Origin of the sequence: Gordonia sp. NPDC058843, assembly GCF_042743165.1 — a bacterium.
Lineage (GTDB): Bacteria > Actinomycetota > Actinomycetes > Mycobacteriales > Mycobacteriaceae > Gordonia.
In genome coordinates, this window is sequence record NZ_JBHYNC010000011.1 from 38,708 (window position 1) to 52,267 (window position 13,560).

A 13,560-nucleotide genomic window follows, 5' to 3' on the forward strand; every position below is an offset into this window, starting at 1 on the left:
CCGGGGTAGCTGACCGGCGGCGGGGCGCCCACCCCGCCGCCGGATGCTCAGCGGATCTCGATGAGGAGATCTCCGGGCGCGACCTGGGTGACCGAGCCGATGGCCAGACGGGTGACCTTGCCGGCCACCGGAGCGGTGATCGCGGCCTCCATCTTCATCGCCTCGATGGTGCCGATCGTCGCACCGGCGGCCACCTCGTCACCGACGTCCACCGACAGCGACACCACTCCGGCGAACGGGGCGCCGATGTGGTGCGGGTTGGACCGGTCGGCCTTCTCCGCCGACGCCACGGTCGAGTCGACAGAATGATCGCGCACCGCGATCGGCCGCAACTGGCCGTTCAGGACGCACATGACGGTCCGCATGCCCTGGTCATCCGGATCACTCACCGCTTCGAGCCCGATGAGCAGTTCGACGCCGGGCTCGAGCTCGACACGGTGCTCCTCGCCGTAGCGCAGGCCGTAGAAGAACTGGTTGGCCGACAGCGTCGAGGTGTCCCCGAAGGCCTCGTAGTGCTCCTCGAACTCCTTGGCGGGGCCGGGGAACAGCAGGTGGTTGAGCCGGACCTGACGGTCGCGCCCGGGTTTGTCGAGGATGGCCTCGTCGTCGGCGGAGAGTTCGGTGACCTCGGGTGCGGGTGCCCGGCCCTGCAGGGCGAGGGTGCGCAGCGGTTCGGGCCAGCCACCGGGCGGGTCACCCAGCTCGCCGCGCAGGAAGCCGATCACCGAATCCGGGATGTCGTAGGACGCCGGGTCGGCCGCGAAGTCCGACGCGGTGATGCCGCGACCGACCAGAGCGAGCGCGAGGTCGCCGACGACCTTCGACGACGGGGTCACCTTGACCAGCCGGCCCAGCATCGAATCGGCTGCGGCATACGCCTGCTCGACCGCCTCGAACCGGTTGCCCAGACCGAGGGAGATGGCCTGCTGCCGCAGATTCGACAGCTGACCGCCCGGGATCTCGTGCGAGTAGACGCGGCCGGTCGGTGCCGGAAGCCCGGACTCGAAGGGCGAGTACACCTTTCGCAGCGCCTCCCAATACGGCTCGAGATCGCACACCCGTGCGAGGTCGATCCCGCTGTCCCGCTCGGTGTGTGCGGTCGCGGCCACGATCGCCGACAGCGGCGGCTGGCTCGTGGTGCCCGCCAGCGCGGCGCTGGCGCCGTCGACCGCGTCGGCACCGGCCTGCCACGCGGCCATGTAGGTCGCGAGCTGCCCGCCCGGGGTGTCGTGGGTGTGCACATGGATCGGCAGATCGAACTCCCGCCGCAGCGCGGAGACCAGCGTGGTCGCCGCGGGCGCACGCAGCAGGCCCGCCATGTCCTTGATCGCGAGGACGTGGGCGCCCGCGTCCACGATCTGTTCGGCCAGCCGCAGGTAGTAGTCGAGGGTGTAGAGGTCCTCGGCTGGATCCGACAGATCACCGGTGTAGCTCATCGCCACCTCGGCCACCGCCGTACCGGTCTCGCGCACCGCATCGATCGCGGGTCGCATCGCCTCGATGTTGTTCAGCGCGTCGAAGATACGGAAGATGTCGATGCCGACGTCGGTCGCCTCCGACACGAACGCGGTCGTCACCTTCGTCGGGTACGGCGTGTACCCCACCGTGTTGGCACCACGCAGCAGCATCTGCAGACAGATGTTGGGGATGGCTTCGCGCAACTGCGCGAGGCGATCCCACGGATCTTCCTTCAGGAAGCGAAGCGCCACATCATAGGTCGCGCCGCCCCAGCACTCGACCGACAGCAGCTCGGGGGTCAGCGCCGCCACATACGGTGCCACGTTGAGCAGTCCGTTGGTGCGCACACGCGTCGCGAGCAGCGACTGGTGCGCATCGCGGAACGTCGTGTCGGTGATGCCCAGACGCGGGTTCTCGCGCAGGTCGCGCGCGAACCCCTCCGGACCGAGTTCCAGCAACCGCTGCCGCGAGCCGTTCGACGGCGAGGCCAGCACCGAACGCTCGACGGTGGGTAGTTTGTCGCGCGGATACACCGTGGTGGGTCGCTCGCCGTGCGGCTTGTTCACCGTGACATCGGCGAGGTACGAGAGGATCTTCGTCCCGCGGTCGGCTGACGTGCGCGAGGTCAGCAGGCCGGGGCGTTCGTCGATGAACGAGGTGGTGACGCGACCGGCGCGGAAGTCCGGGTCGTCGAGCACCGCCTGCAGGAACGGGATGTTCGTCGCGACGCCGCGGATGCGGAACTCGGCGACAGCGCGCCGCGCACGACGCATCGCGGTCGGGAAATCTCTTCCGCGACAAGTGAGTTTGACCAGCATCGAGTCGAAGTGACCACTGACCTCGGCACCCAGGGTGGCACCGCCGTCCAGCCGCACGCCCGCGCCGCCCGGGCTGCGGTAGGCGGTGATCCGCCCGACGTCGGGCCGGAAACCGTTCGCGGGATCCTCGGTGGTGATGCGGCACTGCAGGGCGGCTCCACGGATGCGGATCACGTCCTGACTCAGGCCCAGATCGTCGAGCGACTCACCCGCGGCGATCCGCAGCTGCGAACTCACGAGGTCGACGTCGGTGATCTCCTCGGTCACCGTGTGCTCGACCTGGATGCGCGGATTCATCTCGATGAACACGTGCCGGCCCCGCTCGTCGAGCAGGAACTCCACCGTGCCCGCACACGAGTAGCCGATGTGGCGGGCGAAGGCGACGGCGTCGGCGCAGATCCGCTCACGCAACTCATCGGAGAGGTTCGGGGCCGGGGCCAGCTCGATCACCTTCTGGTGCCGGCGCTGGAGACTGCAATCCCGCTCGTAGAGATGGATGACGTTGCCCTGGGTATCGGCGAGGATCTGGACCTCGATGTGCCGCGGGTTGACCACGGCCTGCTCGAGGAACACCGTCGCATCACCGAACGCGGCCTCGGCCTCGCGCGATGCGGCGGCGATGGCCTCGGCGAGATCGCCGCGCTCCTCGACCCGGCGCATACCCCGACCGCCGCCACCCGCGACGGCTTTCACGAAGACCGGGAACTGCATGTCCTCGGCGGCGGCGAGCAACTCGTCGAGATCCGACGACGGCTCCGAGCTGGCGAGGACGGGGATGCCCGCCGCCTTCGCCGCGGCCACCGCCGTGGCCTTGTTGCCGGTCATCTCCAAGATGTCGGCGCTCGGGCCCACGAAGGTGATACCCGCCTCGGCACACGCGGCGGCGAGGCCCTGGTTCTCCGACAGGAATCCGTACCCGGGATAGATCGCATCGGCGCCGCACCGAACCGCCGCGCTCACCACTTCGTCGACGGACAGGTAGGCCCGCACCGGATGGCCCGGCACCCCGATCTGGTAGGACTCGTCCGCCTTGAGCCGGTGCACGGAGTTGCGGTCCTCGTACGGGAAGATCGCGACCGTGCGCGCACCCAGCTCGTAGGCGGCGCGGAATGCGCGGATGGCGATCTCGCCGCGGTTGGCGACCAGAACCTTGTCGAACATCGTGGTGTTCTCTTTCTCTCACGCCTGCGCCGGTCCGGCGCGTGCTAGCGACTCGCACAATCGCGGTGGAGATCGCGCGAACGAACTCCCGGCGGACACGGGTCGACGCAGGAATCCCCGACGACGCCGACCCATTTCACGGGCAGTTCACGTCGTGATCCTACTCACCGAGACCGGCCAACCGGCCACCCCCTCACACTGTCTTCGACGCCTTCGGAAAGGGCGCGCGTCACCGCTTTCCGGAATGGCCGAGACACCGAAACCCCGGGGTGGGCCAACCTCACCGAAGGACCCGAAAACAATTGCCGCGCAATGTACGTGGCACTCATTGCCGAAGTGTTGAGAAATACTCTCCGGTGCCGTTCGCCAATGAGAGATCCGCCATCTCGAGCATTCGTGAATGCCGATCGATCGCTCCGTCGGAATGCCGACCGATCGCTCCGTCCACGGCACGCTTTGGCCGCAACCGGCGGTCGGGATTAGCGTCATCGCCGACCATTCGATCAGGAAGGCGCACTCGTGGGCTTCACCCGATACGTCGCATTGGGCGATTCGTTCACCGAAGGCGTCGGCGATCCGGATCCGAGCAGACCCAACGGGGTCCGTGGTTGGGCCGACCGCGTCGCCGAGCAACTCGCCGCGTCGACGGCCGGGGCGGCAGACATGGCGGCTTTCACCTATGCGAATCTCGCCATCCGCGGCCGGTTGCTCGACGAGGTGATCGCCGAGCAGGTGGGTCCGGCCATCGACCTGGTGCCCGACCTCGTCACGATCTACGCCGGCGGCAACGACCTCATGCGCCCCTCCCTCGACATCGACGCGATGATCGCGCGATACGACACGGCTCTCGGTGACCTCGCCGCGACCGGCGCCACCGTCGTCGTCTTCACCGCCTACGACACCGGATGGGCTCCGGTGTTCCGCATGCTGCGCGGGCGCATCGCGATCTACAACGAGCTCGTTCGCGCGGTGGCCGAGCGCCACGGCGCACTGATCTGCGACTTCTGGCGCATGCCGGGATATGACGACTACCGCATGTGGGACACCGACCGACTGCACATGTCCCCGCTCGGCCACGCGCACATGTCCGGTCGGGTCCTCGACCTGCTCGGCGTCGACCACCACATCAGCCCCGGCACCCTGGCCGCCGCCGCGGTCGCGACGCGCCGGGAGCAGCGGCGCCAGAACGCGGACTGGGCCAGGACGTTTCTCGGACCGTGGGTGGTGCGGCGTATCCGCGGCATCTCGTCGGGCGACGGGCTCGGGCCGCGATGGCCGCAACCCGTGAGCGCTTCCGAGCTCGCGTAGCCCAGCAGGCCCGTTCGGCCGGATGCGAACGTTTGCATCGATGGTCCGCGCGATACCCTGATCGTTCGGAGGTGTGAACAATCGATGAGCGGAACCAGCGGGGCGACGGCATGACCAGCCGCGCCGACGCCGACGGAACGACAGACAGCACTCCGGACCTCCCACCCCCTGATCCAGCTGCCGAGAAGCCCCACCCCCGCCTTGCGGTGGCGGTGCTCTGCCTCGCCGGCATCGTCGTGGCGCTGATGCAGACGATCATCGTGCCGCTCATCCCCCAGCTCCCCGCCTTGCTCGAGGCCGACGCCTCCGACACCACGTGGGCGATCACCATCACCCTGCTGCTCGGCGCGGTCGCCACCCCGATCGGCGGGCGGATCGGCGACATGTACGGCAAACGCCTCGCCATCCTGGTGAGTCTCGGGTTCGTCGCGATCGGCTCCGTCGCCTGCGCGGTCGCGACGTCCCTCCCGCTGTTCATCATCGGTCGAGGACTCCAGGGGCTGGGTTTCGGCATCGTCGCGCTCGGCATCAGCGTGATGCGCGACATCGTCCCGCCTCGGCACCTCGGCTCGTCGGTGGGCACCATGAGCGCCTCGCTCGGTATCGGCGGTGCCCTGGGCCTTCCCGTCGCCGCCGTCATCGCGCAGCACGTCAGCTGGCACGCCCTGTTCTGGTCGTGCGCCGGGGCCGCCACGCTCGCCGCCGTCGGCGTCGCACTGACCGTGAAGTCCACCGCCAAGCCCTCGGGTGGCCGGTTCGACGCCCTCGGGGCACTCGGCCTGACCGTTCTGCTCGTCTGCCTGCTGTTGCCGCTGTCGAAGGGCGCCGAGTGGGGATGGTCGAATCCGCTCACGCTCGGTCTGTTCGCCGGGTTCGTCGCATCCCTGGGTGTGTGGGTCCTCGTCGAGCTCCGTCGCGCCAGCCCGCTGATCGATCTCCGCATCCTGGGGAAGCGCCCGCTGCTCCTCACGAACCTGGCGTCGGTCGCGACCGGGTTCGCCTTCTACGCCATGCAACTCATCCCGATCCAGTTGCTGATGGCCCCGACGAACAGCCAGGACGGTTTCGGGTACGACATGGTCCACGCGAGTCTGGTCCTCGCCCCGAGCGGACTGGTCATGTTCGTGTTCTCGCACATCAGCGGTCGCATCAACGCCGTCTTCGGCGCCCGGATCTCGCTCGCCCTGGGCGGGGTCGTCATCGGCGTCGGATACGTGATCTTCATCGTGGGGATCGCCGGGCCGTGGGACCTGACCTGGATTCACATGCTCGTCATCGCCTGCTGCATCGGCGCAGGCCTCGGCATCGCCTACTCGGCGATGCCGGCCTTGATCATGCAATCGGTCAGTGTGGAGCAGACCGGCGAATCCAACGGCGTCAACGCGCTGATGCGGATCATCGGCACCTCGACCGCCGCCGCGGCGGTCGGCATGCTGCTCACGTGGTCGATGGTCCCGGTTCCCGCCGCCGACGGGACCGCGATCGCGGTCCCCACCGCCGAGGGGTATCTGTGGGCCTCGGGCATCGCCCTCGTCATGAGTGTGGTCGCCGCCGTGGTCGCCTTCGCCATCCCAGCACACGGACGCAGCACCGAAACCCCGGTCTGACGCGGCGACCACGTCGGGCACCGGCTCGTCGGTCACGAGATGCGCACCGCGGTGGATGCACGTAGCGTGACGCCGTGCCTCTCCTGACGTCGATCTCTGCGATCCGCCCCGGCGCGCGCATCGGCCTCGTACGGTGGAAGCCACTCACCGCTGCACCCCGCCTCCTCGACAAGGCACGATGATGGACCTCACCGCCGTCTCCCACTACCGGTTCGCGCGCACCCGCGACGAGGTATTCCCCGGAGCGGGCGAACAGATCGTCGCCGGTGGCACATGGGTGTTCTCCGAGCCGCAGCCGGCGACCACCGGCCTCGTCGACCTGAGCGAGATGGGTTGGGCACCTGTAGAAGATCTACCCGAGGGCGGTCTGCGGATCGCGGCCACCTGCACCATCGCCGAGCTCGCCGCACTCCCCCCGAGTCCGGGCTTCGTGGCCCATCCGATGTTCGCGCAGTGCGCCAACGCTCTGCTGGCATCGTTCAAGATCTGGAACATGGCCACGGTCGGCGGCAACATCTGCCGATCGTTCGCCGCCGCGTCGATGGTCTCCCTCGCGGTCGGACTCGACGCGACAGCCCATGTGTGGCATCCCGATGGCACCGACCGCGATCTGCCCGTGTCCGAGCTCGTGATCGGCAACGGGATCAACCTACTCGGACCTGGAGAGGTCCTGCGCGCCATCGACTTCCCCGGCCACGCCCTGCGCGCACGCACCGGGGTGCGCACGATCGCCCTTGCCGAACTCGGTCGCTCGGGTGCGGTGGTGACCGGCCGGGTCGACGACGACGGCACCGCCACCTTCGGGATCACCGCGGCCACCGAGTGGCCGACGGTCCTGCGCTACCCCGGCCTGCCGACCCGGGATGCACTCCACGACGACATCGTCGCAGCGAGCGGCTATTACACCGACCCGCTGGGCTCGGCCGACTGGCGCCGCGGCGTCTCGGCGGTCCTGGGCGAGGAGATCCGGACGGAATTGGCGCCGATGGACGACATGAACCACGTGGGATTCGGGGCCGGCGCATGAGATTCGAGATCAACGGCGAGCAAATCGACGCCGAACCCGCTGCGGGACAGTGCCTTCGGATGCTGCTGCGCGAACACGCCCACTACGAGGTCAAAAAGGGGTGCGACGCCGGGGATTGTGGTGCCTGCTCGGTACTCGTCGACGGAGAGCCGGTGCACTCCTGCATCTTCCCGGCTCAGCGCGTCGCCGGGAAGTCGGTGACGACGGTCTCCGGGCTCGGCACCCCGGACGATCTGCACCCGGTCCAGCAGTCCTTCGTCGACAACTTCGGGTTCCAGTGCGGGTTCTGTACCGCGGGGATGATCGTGACCGCGTCCACCGTCACCGCCGAGCATCTCCCCGACCTGCCACGGCGGATGAAGGGAAATCTCTGCCGCTGCACCGGTTACCGCTCCATCCGCGATGCGATCACCGCGGCCGTCGCACCCGCCGACGCCGCCACCACCGCCCCTCGCCCCACCGAACCCGGCCCGCTCGTCGGCACGTCGGTCAATCCGCTCGCCGCCCGGCGAGTCGTGACCGGCACCGAGCCATACACTTTCGACGTTCCCACGCCGGGGACGTTGCACATCCATGTGCTCGGATCACCGCATGCGCACGCGCGGATCACTGCCATCGACACCACCGACGCGGCCGCGCTGCCGGGTGTCGAGCTGATCCTGACCCATGAGAACGTCTCGACCCCGAGGTTTTCCACCGGGCGTCATCAGAACCGCCTCGAGGATCCCGACGACACCCTCGTCTTCGACCCGGTCGTGCGATTCGTCGGTCAGCGGGTCGCCGCGGTGGTGGCGTCGTCCCCGGCCGTCGCCGACCAGGCGCTGGCTCTGATCGACATCACCTACGAGGTACTCCCCGCGGTGTTCGACCCAGAGGAGGCGAGGACCCCCGGAGCACCGCTGCTCCATCCCGACCGCACCCCGGCCGATCGCGTCGCGGAGGCCGACCGCAACGTGGTCGCCACCTTCCACGAGGGTTTCGGCGGGGACATCGACACCGCACTCGCCGCGTCGTCGTCGACCGTGCACGGAACCTGGTCCAGCGGACGGGTCTCGCACGCCCAGTTGGAGACACACGGTTCGATCGGGTGGATCGACGAGCACGGACGCCTCGTCATCCGCACCAGCACGCAGGTCCCGTTCCTCGTCCGTGACGAACTCGCGCTCCTCGTCGACCTTCCGCCGGATCGCATCCGGGTCTTCAGTGCCCGGGTGGGCGGCGGATTCGGCGGCAAGCAGGAGATGCTGACCGAGGACCTCGTCGCCCTCGCCGTACTCCGTACCGGCCGACCCTGCGCATACGGGATGACCCGCACAGATGAGCTGACCCGCACCACCTTCCGGCACCCGATGCGGGTCACCGTCGATGTCGGTGCCGACGAGGACGGCAAGCTCACGGGCCTGCGCGTCAACCTGTTGTCGGACACGGGCGCCTACGGCAACCATGCGATCGGCGTGATGTTCCACGCCTGCGCGGAATCGGTGTCGGTGTACAACTGCCCGGTCAAGCGACTCGACGCGGAGGTCGTCTACACGAACAACCCGCCCTCGGGCGCCTTCCGCGGCTACGGCCTCGGCCAGGTGGTCTTCGCCGTGGAGAGCGCGATGGACGAGCTCGCCATCCGACTCGGCATCGATCCGTTCGAGTTCCGGCGACGCAACGCGGTCGCCGACGGTGATCCGCTCCTCATCGCGCGCGCCGAACCCGAAGTCGACCTGGTCTACGGCAGCTACGGCCTCGACCAGTGTCTCGACCTCGCCGACGAGGCTCTCCGTCGAGGCAACGGTGTCGCGGCACCGTCTGGGGATCGCTGGCGGGTCGGTGAGGGCATGGCCATCTCCGCCATCGCCACGATGGCCCCGCGCGGGCACTTCGCCGACGTCACCGTCGCCGTCGACGCCGCGGGCACCTACCACGTGGCCGTCGGGACCGCCGAGTTCGGCAACGGCACCACCACAGTCCACGCCCAGATCGTCGCCACCGCCCTGTCGACCGCGCTCGACCGGGTCTCGTTGTGGCACGGCGACACCGACGCCGTCACCCACGACACCGGGGCATTCGCCTCGGCCGGCACCACCGTCGCCGGAAAAGCCGTCCACTCGGCCTGTCTCGCACTGCGCGACGCCCTCGTCAGCGCCACGGCAACGCTCACCGGGACCGACCCGGCACAGGTCGCGCTCGTCGCCGACGGCGCGCTCGTCGACGGCCGGATCGTCGGGTTCGGCGACCTCATCGGTGCCGTCGATCCGGCGAATCGGGTCGATCACCCCGCCGGACCGCGCGCCGTCGCCGCGGGCGCCGAACGCGGCGAGATGCGGTCCATCGCGTTCAACGTGCAGGCGTTCCGGGTCGCGGTCGACACCGAGACGGGCACCGTGCGCATCCTGCAGTCGGTGCACGCGGCCGACGCCGGCACGGTGATGAATCCCGAGCAGTGCCGCGGTCAGGTGGAAGGCGGTGTCGCACAGGGCATCGGGACAGCACTGTACGAGGAGATCATGATCGACGAGCACGGGCGGCCGGTGACGAACGTCTTCCGGACATACCGCGTGCCACAGATGGCCGACGTCCCGATCACGGAGGTCCATTTTGCCGAGACCAGCGACGAATTGGGGCCTTTCGGCGCCAAGTCGATGAGCGAATCGCCCTACAATCCGGTTGCGCCGGCGCTCGCGAACGCGATCCGCCGCGCACTCGGGAACCGACCAGTCGAGACGCCGATGTCGCGAGACCGGATCTGGCGGCTCTGCCGGGATGCGGTGTGATCGGACGTCGTTAGCTGTGCGTAAGGCATTGTGGGACAAAGCCGTTTCGATTCAGCGGCGTGATTGTCACAAATCTGCGCCCGCTCTCCGCCGAACGCTTGCGGGGCGACATCACTGGTAGGACACTCCTCCCTGTACGTGTTGTCCAACGTCAGAGCTGTCCAGAGAAGGGCGTCATCATGACTCACACCGCTCCCATCCACGAGAACGATCGTCCACCCGTCAGTCAGGGCATCGCCGCGGGAACCTCCATCGGAGCCGCGATCATCCTGACCGTCCTCGGTGTCATCCAGCTCGCCCAGGGGATCGCCGCGGTTGCCGAGGACGAGGTCTTCGTCCGCGGCGTGGAGTACGTCTACAAGCTCGACTTCACCACCTGGGGCTGGATCCACGTCGTCCTGGGCGTCGTCATGGTCATCGTCGGCGTCGCACTGATGACCGGCGCCACCTGGGCGCGGTTCACCGCGATCGTCATCGCCGGTCTGTCGATCATCGCGAACTTCCTGTGGTTGCCCTACTACCCGTGGTGGTCGATCCTGATCATCGCTCTCGACATCGTGGTCATCTGGGCCGTGTCCACGTGGCAGCCGAAGGCCGAGTACCGGTAGATCTCAGCGGATACGGGTCGAGATGACCACGGACACCGACGGACCGGGTGTCGCGCACAGCGACGGCATCACCGACCCCGAGCGAGCCGAGCTCGAACGGTTACGGGCCGAAGTCGCGCGCTTGCGCGAAGCGGCCGATGGCGAACCACCGGCCTCGCCATCCGATTCCCCATCGAGACACCGGTGGCGCTGGGCCGCGGTCGCAGTGTTGTGCGTCCTCGTCGCGCTCCTCGCCATCACCTCGGTCACGTCGCGGTTCGTCCGCGGCGAGATCCTCGACACCGACCGCTACGTCAGCACCGTCGCCCCACTCGCCTCGAATCCCGCTGTGCAAGCGGAGATCTCGAACACGATCACCGACGAGATCTTCGCTCGCATCGACGTCGAGGCACTCACCGCAGCTGCGCTGACGACCCTGACCGATGCAGTGCCGGCCACCGAGAACGCGCCTCGCGTCGACCGTGCGGTCGAGGGTCTCGCTCCGGTGCTGGCAGGCCAGGCGCGCGGGTTCGTCCAGCAGACCGTGTCGTCCTTCGTCGCGAGCGACCAGTTCGAATCGCTCTGGTTACAGGCCAATCGAGCCGCACACACATCCCTGGTCGCGGTCGTGACCGGCGACGTCGGACCGTCGTCGGTGACCGTGGACGACTCCGGGACGGTGAGCATCTCGCTCGGCACCGTGATCGACAACGTCAAGGCACGCCTGCTGGATCGGGGCTTCACCTTCGCCGAGAAGATCCCGGCTGTCGACGAAGAGTTCGTCCTCTTCCGCTCACCCGAACTCGTCCGCGCCCAACGCGCCGTCTCGACACTCGACACCGCGGCCGACGTCCTGCCCTGGCTGACGATCGCGCTCGTGTTCGCCGCCGTCGCTGTCGCCCCACGCGGCCGGCGTCTGCGGGCACTCTCGCTCGCCGGACTGTCACTGGTCCTCGCCATGCTCGTCCTGGCCATCGGGCTGCTGATCGGCCGGGCACTGTATCTCGACGCGATGCCTCCCGATGTCCTCGCCCCGGACGCTGCGACAGCCGCCATCGACACGGTGCTCGACCCGTTGCGCCTGGCACTGCGTGCCGTGGCGGTCCTCGGCCTCGTCGTCGCGGTCGGGGCCTACCTGCTGGGCGGTTCCGCCTCGGCCGCAGCGGTTCGGCGTGGATTCGGCCAAGGGCTCGACTCCGTGCAGCGGATGCGCCGGTCGCGACCACCGAATGCCATCGAGGAGAGCCTGTTCCGCGCACGTATCGCGCTGCGCAGCGCGATCGTCGGCATCGCCGCACTGCTCCTCGTGTTCTGGAACTACCCCACCGGGCTGGTGGTCCTCCTCATCGCCATCGTCGGGCTTCTCGCTCTGCTGGTTCTCGAACTCGCGATCAGGCCGGCGACGTACCGGGCCGAGAATCCGAGGCCGCCGGATCAGGAGGTCCCGGCTCAGACGGCCCCGGCTCAGACGGCGCCGTCGGTCGAGACCGTATGAGTCAGGCTTCGGTCGCGGCGGCGACCGCACCTCCCACCACGCGTCGGTGGTGGGCACGCGCGGCGATGGCACTGGCCGTCGCCGCGATCGTGCTGCCGGTGGCCGCCGCCGGCGTCCTACGACTGGTGGGCCTGGTGCTCATCTGCGGCGCCTGTGTCGTCGTCATCGTCGCCGCGATGTACTGGTTCCTCGTCAGCCGTGGGGTCCTCCGCGTGGTCTCGGCCGCCCTCGCCGTGCTGCCGGTGGTGGTACTCGTGGTGTTCCTCGTCCGCGAGCGTCAACTCTGGGTCGTGATCGTGGCCGCACTGCTGGCGGCGGCCGCGGTCGGATGCGGCCGGCGCGCACTGCGACCGTCCCGCGCCGACTCCCTGATGCCCGAACATCCGGCACGCGACGTCCACCGTCCGTTCGTCATCATGAATCCGCGATCGGGGGGCGGCAAGGTCGTCCGGTTCGACCTGCAGCGCAAGGCCGAGGACCTGGGCGTCGAAGTCACGCTGCTGAGCGGGCCGGAGGAGATCGACGTGGCCCGGCTCGCGCGGGACGCGGTGGCGCGGGGCGCCGACCTGCTCGGTGTCGCGGGCGGTGACGGCACCCAGGCACTCGTCGCGGGGGTCGCCGCCGAGGCCGGGGTACCGTTCCTGGTCATCAGTGCGGGGACACGGAACCATTTCGCCCTCGACCTGGGCCTGGACCGCCAGGATCCGAGCCGGTGCCTCGACGCGCTGCGCGACGGTGTCGAGTTCCGGGTCGACCTCTGTCACATCAACGGTCGCCCCTTCGTCAACAACGCGTCGTTCGGCATCTACGCCGAAGTCGTGCAGAGTCCCGAGTACCGAGACGACAAGACGCGCACGGTGTTACGCATGCTCCCCGACCTCCTGGGCCGAGGCGCGAGGTCTGGTCTGCGCGCGGTCATCGGGGACGAGGGCGTCGACGATCCCCAGGCGATCCTGGTCAGCAACGGCCCCTACGCCACCAACGACGTGGCCGGGCTCGGCCGTCGCACCCGGATCGACGAGGGACGTCTCGGGGTCGTCACCGTCTCGGTGCCCGACACCCGGCAAGCGGTCGGACTGCTACGGCGCACCCACGACCGCGGACTCGTGCAGCGAACCACCACCGAGGTGACCGTCGATGCCGACGCCGAGACCATCCCCGTCGGGGTCGACGGCGAATCGCTACGGCTCACGACGCCGGTCCGTTGCACCATCACACCCGGCGCACTCCGCGTGCGCGTTCCCCGCCACCGGCCCGAAACCCGGGTCGCGCCACCACAACTGGACTGGCTGCAGTTGTGGTACCTGGCGTGGAACCCACATCGGGCCTCGTAG

The 13,560-nt window shown here is 68.8% G+C and carries 8 protein-coding genes; 7 read left to right on the plus strand and 1 reads right to left on the minus strand.

All coding sequences use genetic code 11. The annotated features are described in order from the left end of the window. Window positions 1–47 precede the first annotated feature (47 nt). Window positions 48–3,437 carry a pyruvate carboxylase gene (locus ACFW3F_RS10270; RefSeq protein WP_388056892.1) on the minus strand — a complete coding sequence of 1,130 codons (3,390 nt, stop codon included), beginning with the start codon at window positions 3,435–3,437 and terminating at the stop codon, window positions 48–50. Between the two features lie 519 nt (window positions 3,438–3,956). On the opposite strand from ACFW3F_RS10270, the gene ACFW3F_RS10275 reads away from it, so the two are divergent. From ACFW3F_RS10275 to ACFW3F_RS10305, 7 genes are all read left to right on the plus strand, one after another. Beyond that, complete coding sequence (locus ACFW3F_RS10275; protein ID WP_388056894.1) at window positions 3,957–4,745, plus strand: GDSL-type esterase/lipase family protein; 789 nt, start codon at window positions 3,957–3,959, stop codon at window positions 4,743–4,745. A 110-nt stretch (window positions 4,746–4,855) separates the two neighbouring features. Beyond that, window positions 4,856–6,352 carry an MFS transporter gene (locus tag ACFW3F_RS10280; RefSeq protein WP_388056896.1) on the plus strand — a complete coding sequence of 499 codons (1,497 nt, stop codon included), beginning with the start codon at window positions 4,856–4,858 and terminating at the stop codon, window positions 6,350–6,352. A 181-nt stretch (window positions 6,353–6,533) separates the two neighbouring features. Then, on the plus strand, window positions 6,534–7,379 hold the full coding sequence (locus ACFW3F_RS10285; RefSeq protein ID WP_388057025.1) for an FAD binding domain-containing protein: 846 nt from the start codon (window positions 6,534–6,536) through the stop codon (window positions 7,377–7,379). Next, window positions 7,376–10,144, plus strand: coding sequence for a molybdopterin-dependent oxidoreductase (locus ACFW3F_RS10290; RefSeq protein ID WP_388056898.1), 2,769 nt, complete (start codon window positions 7,376–7,378; stop codon window positions 10,142–10,144). Before ACFW3F_RS10285 ends, ACFW3F_RS10290 begins: the two co-directional genes overlap by 4 nt. Before the next feature lie 179 nt (window positions 10,145–10,323). Continuing rightward, window positions 10,324–10,752, plus strand: a complete 429-nt coding sequence (locus tag ACFW3F_RS10295; RefSeq protein ID WP_388056900.1) for a hypothetical protein — start codon at window positions 10,324–10,326, stop codon at window positions 10,750–10,752. A gap of 22 nt (window positions 10,753–10,774) precedes the next feature. Continuing rightward, complete coding sequence (locus tag ACFW3F_RS10300) at window positions 10,775–12,226, plus strand: hypothetical protein (protein ID WP_388056902.1); 1,452 nt, start codon at window positions 10,775–10,777, stop codon at window positions 12,224–12,226. Beyond that, window positions 12,223–13,560 carry a diacylglycerol/lipid kinase family protein gene (locus ACFW3F_RS10305; protein WP_388056904.1) on the plus strand — a complete coding sequence of 446 codons (1,338 nt, stop codon included), beginning with the start codon at window positions 12,223–12,225 and terminating at the stop codon, window positions 13,558–13,560. Before ACFW3F_RS10300 ends, ACFW3F_RS10305 begins: the two co-directional genes overlap by 4 nt.

Bases quoted from the DNA above. Each gene is read 5' to 3' on its own strand.
- ACFW3F_RS10305 (WP_388056904.1), top strand. From the start codon at position 12,223: ATGAGTCAGGCTTCGGTCGCGGCGGCGACCGCACCTCCCACCACGCGT.
- ACFW3F_RS10285 (WP_388057025.1), top strand. From the start codon at position 6,534: ATGGACCTCACCGCCGTCTCCCACTACCGGTTCGCGCGCACCCGCGAC.
- ACFW3F_RS10280 (WP_388056896.1), top strand. From the start codon at position 4,856: ATGACCAGCCGCGCCGACGCCGACGGAACGACAGACAGCACTCCGGAC.
- ACFW3F_RS10290 (WP_388056898.1), top strand. From the start codon at position 7,376: ATGAGATTCGAGATCAACGGCGAGCAAATCGACGCCGAACCCGCTGCG.
- ACFW3F_RS10300 (WP_388056902.1), top strand. From the start codon at position 10,775: ATGACCACGGACACCGACGGACCGGGTGTCGCGCACAGCGACGGCATC.
- ACFW3F_RS10295 (WP_388056900.1), top strand. From the start codon at position 10,324: ATGACTCACACCGCTCCCATCCACGAGAACGATCGTCCACCCGTCAGT.
- ACFW3F_RS10270 (WP_388056892.1), bottom strand. From the start codon at position 3,437: ATGTTCGACAAGGTTCTGGTCGCCAACCGCGGCGAGATCGCCATCCGC.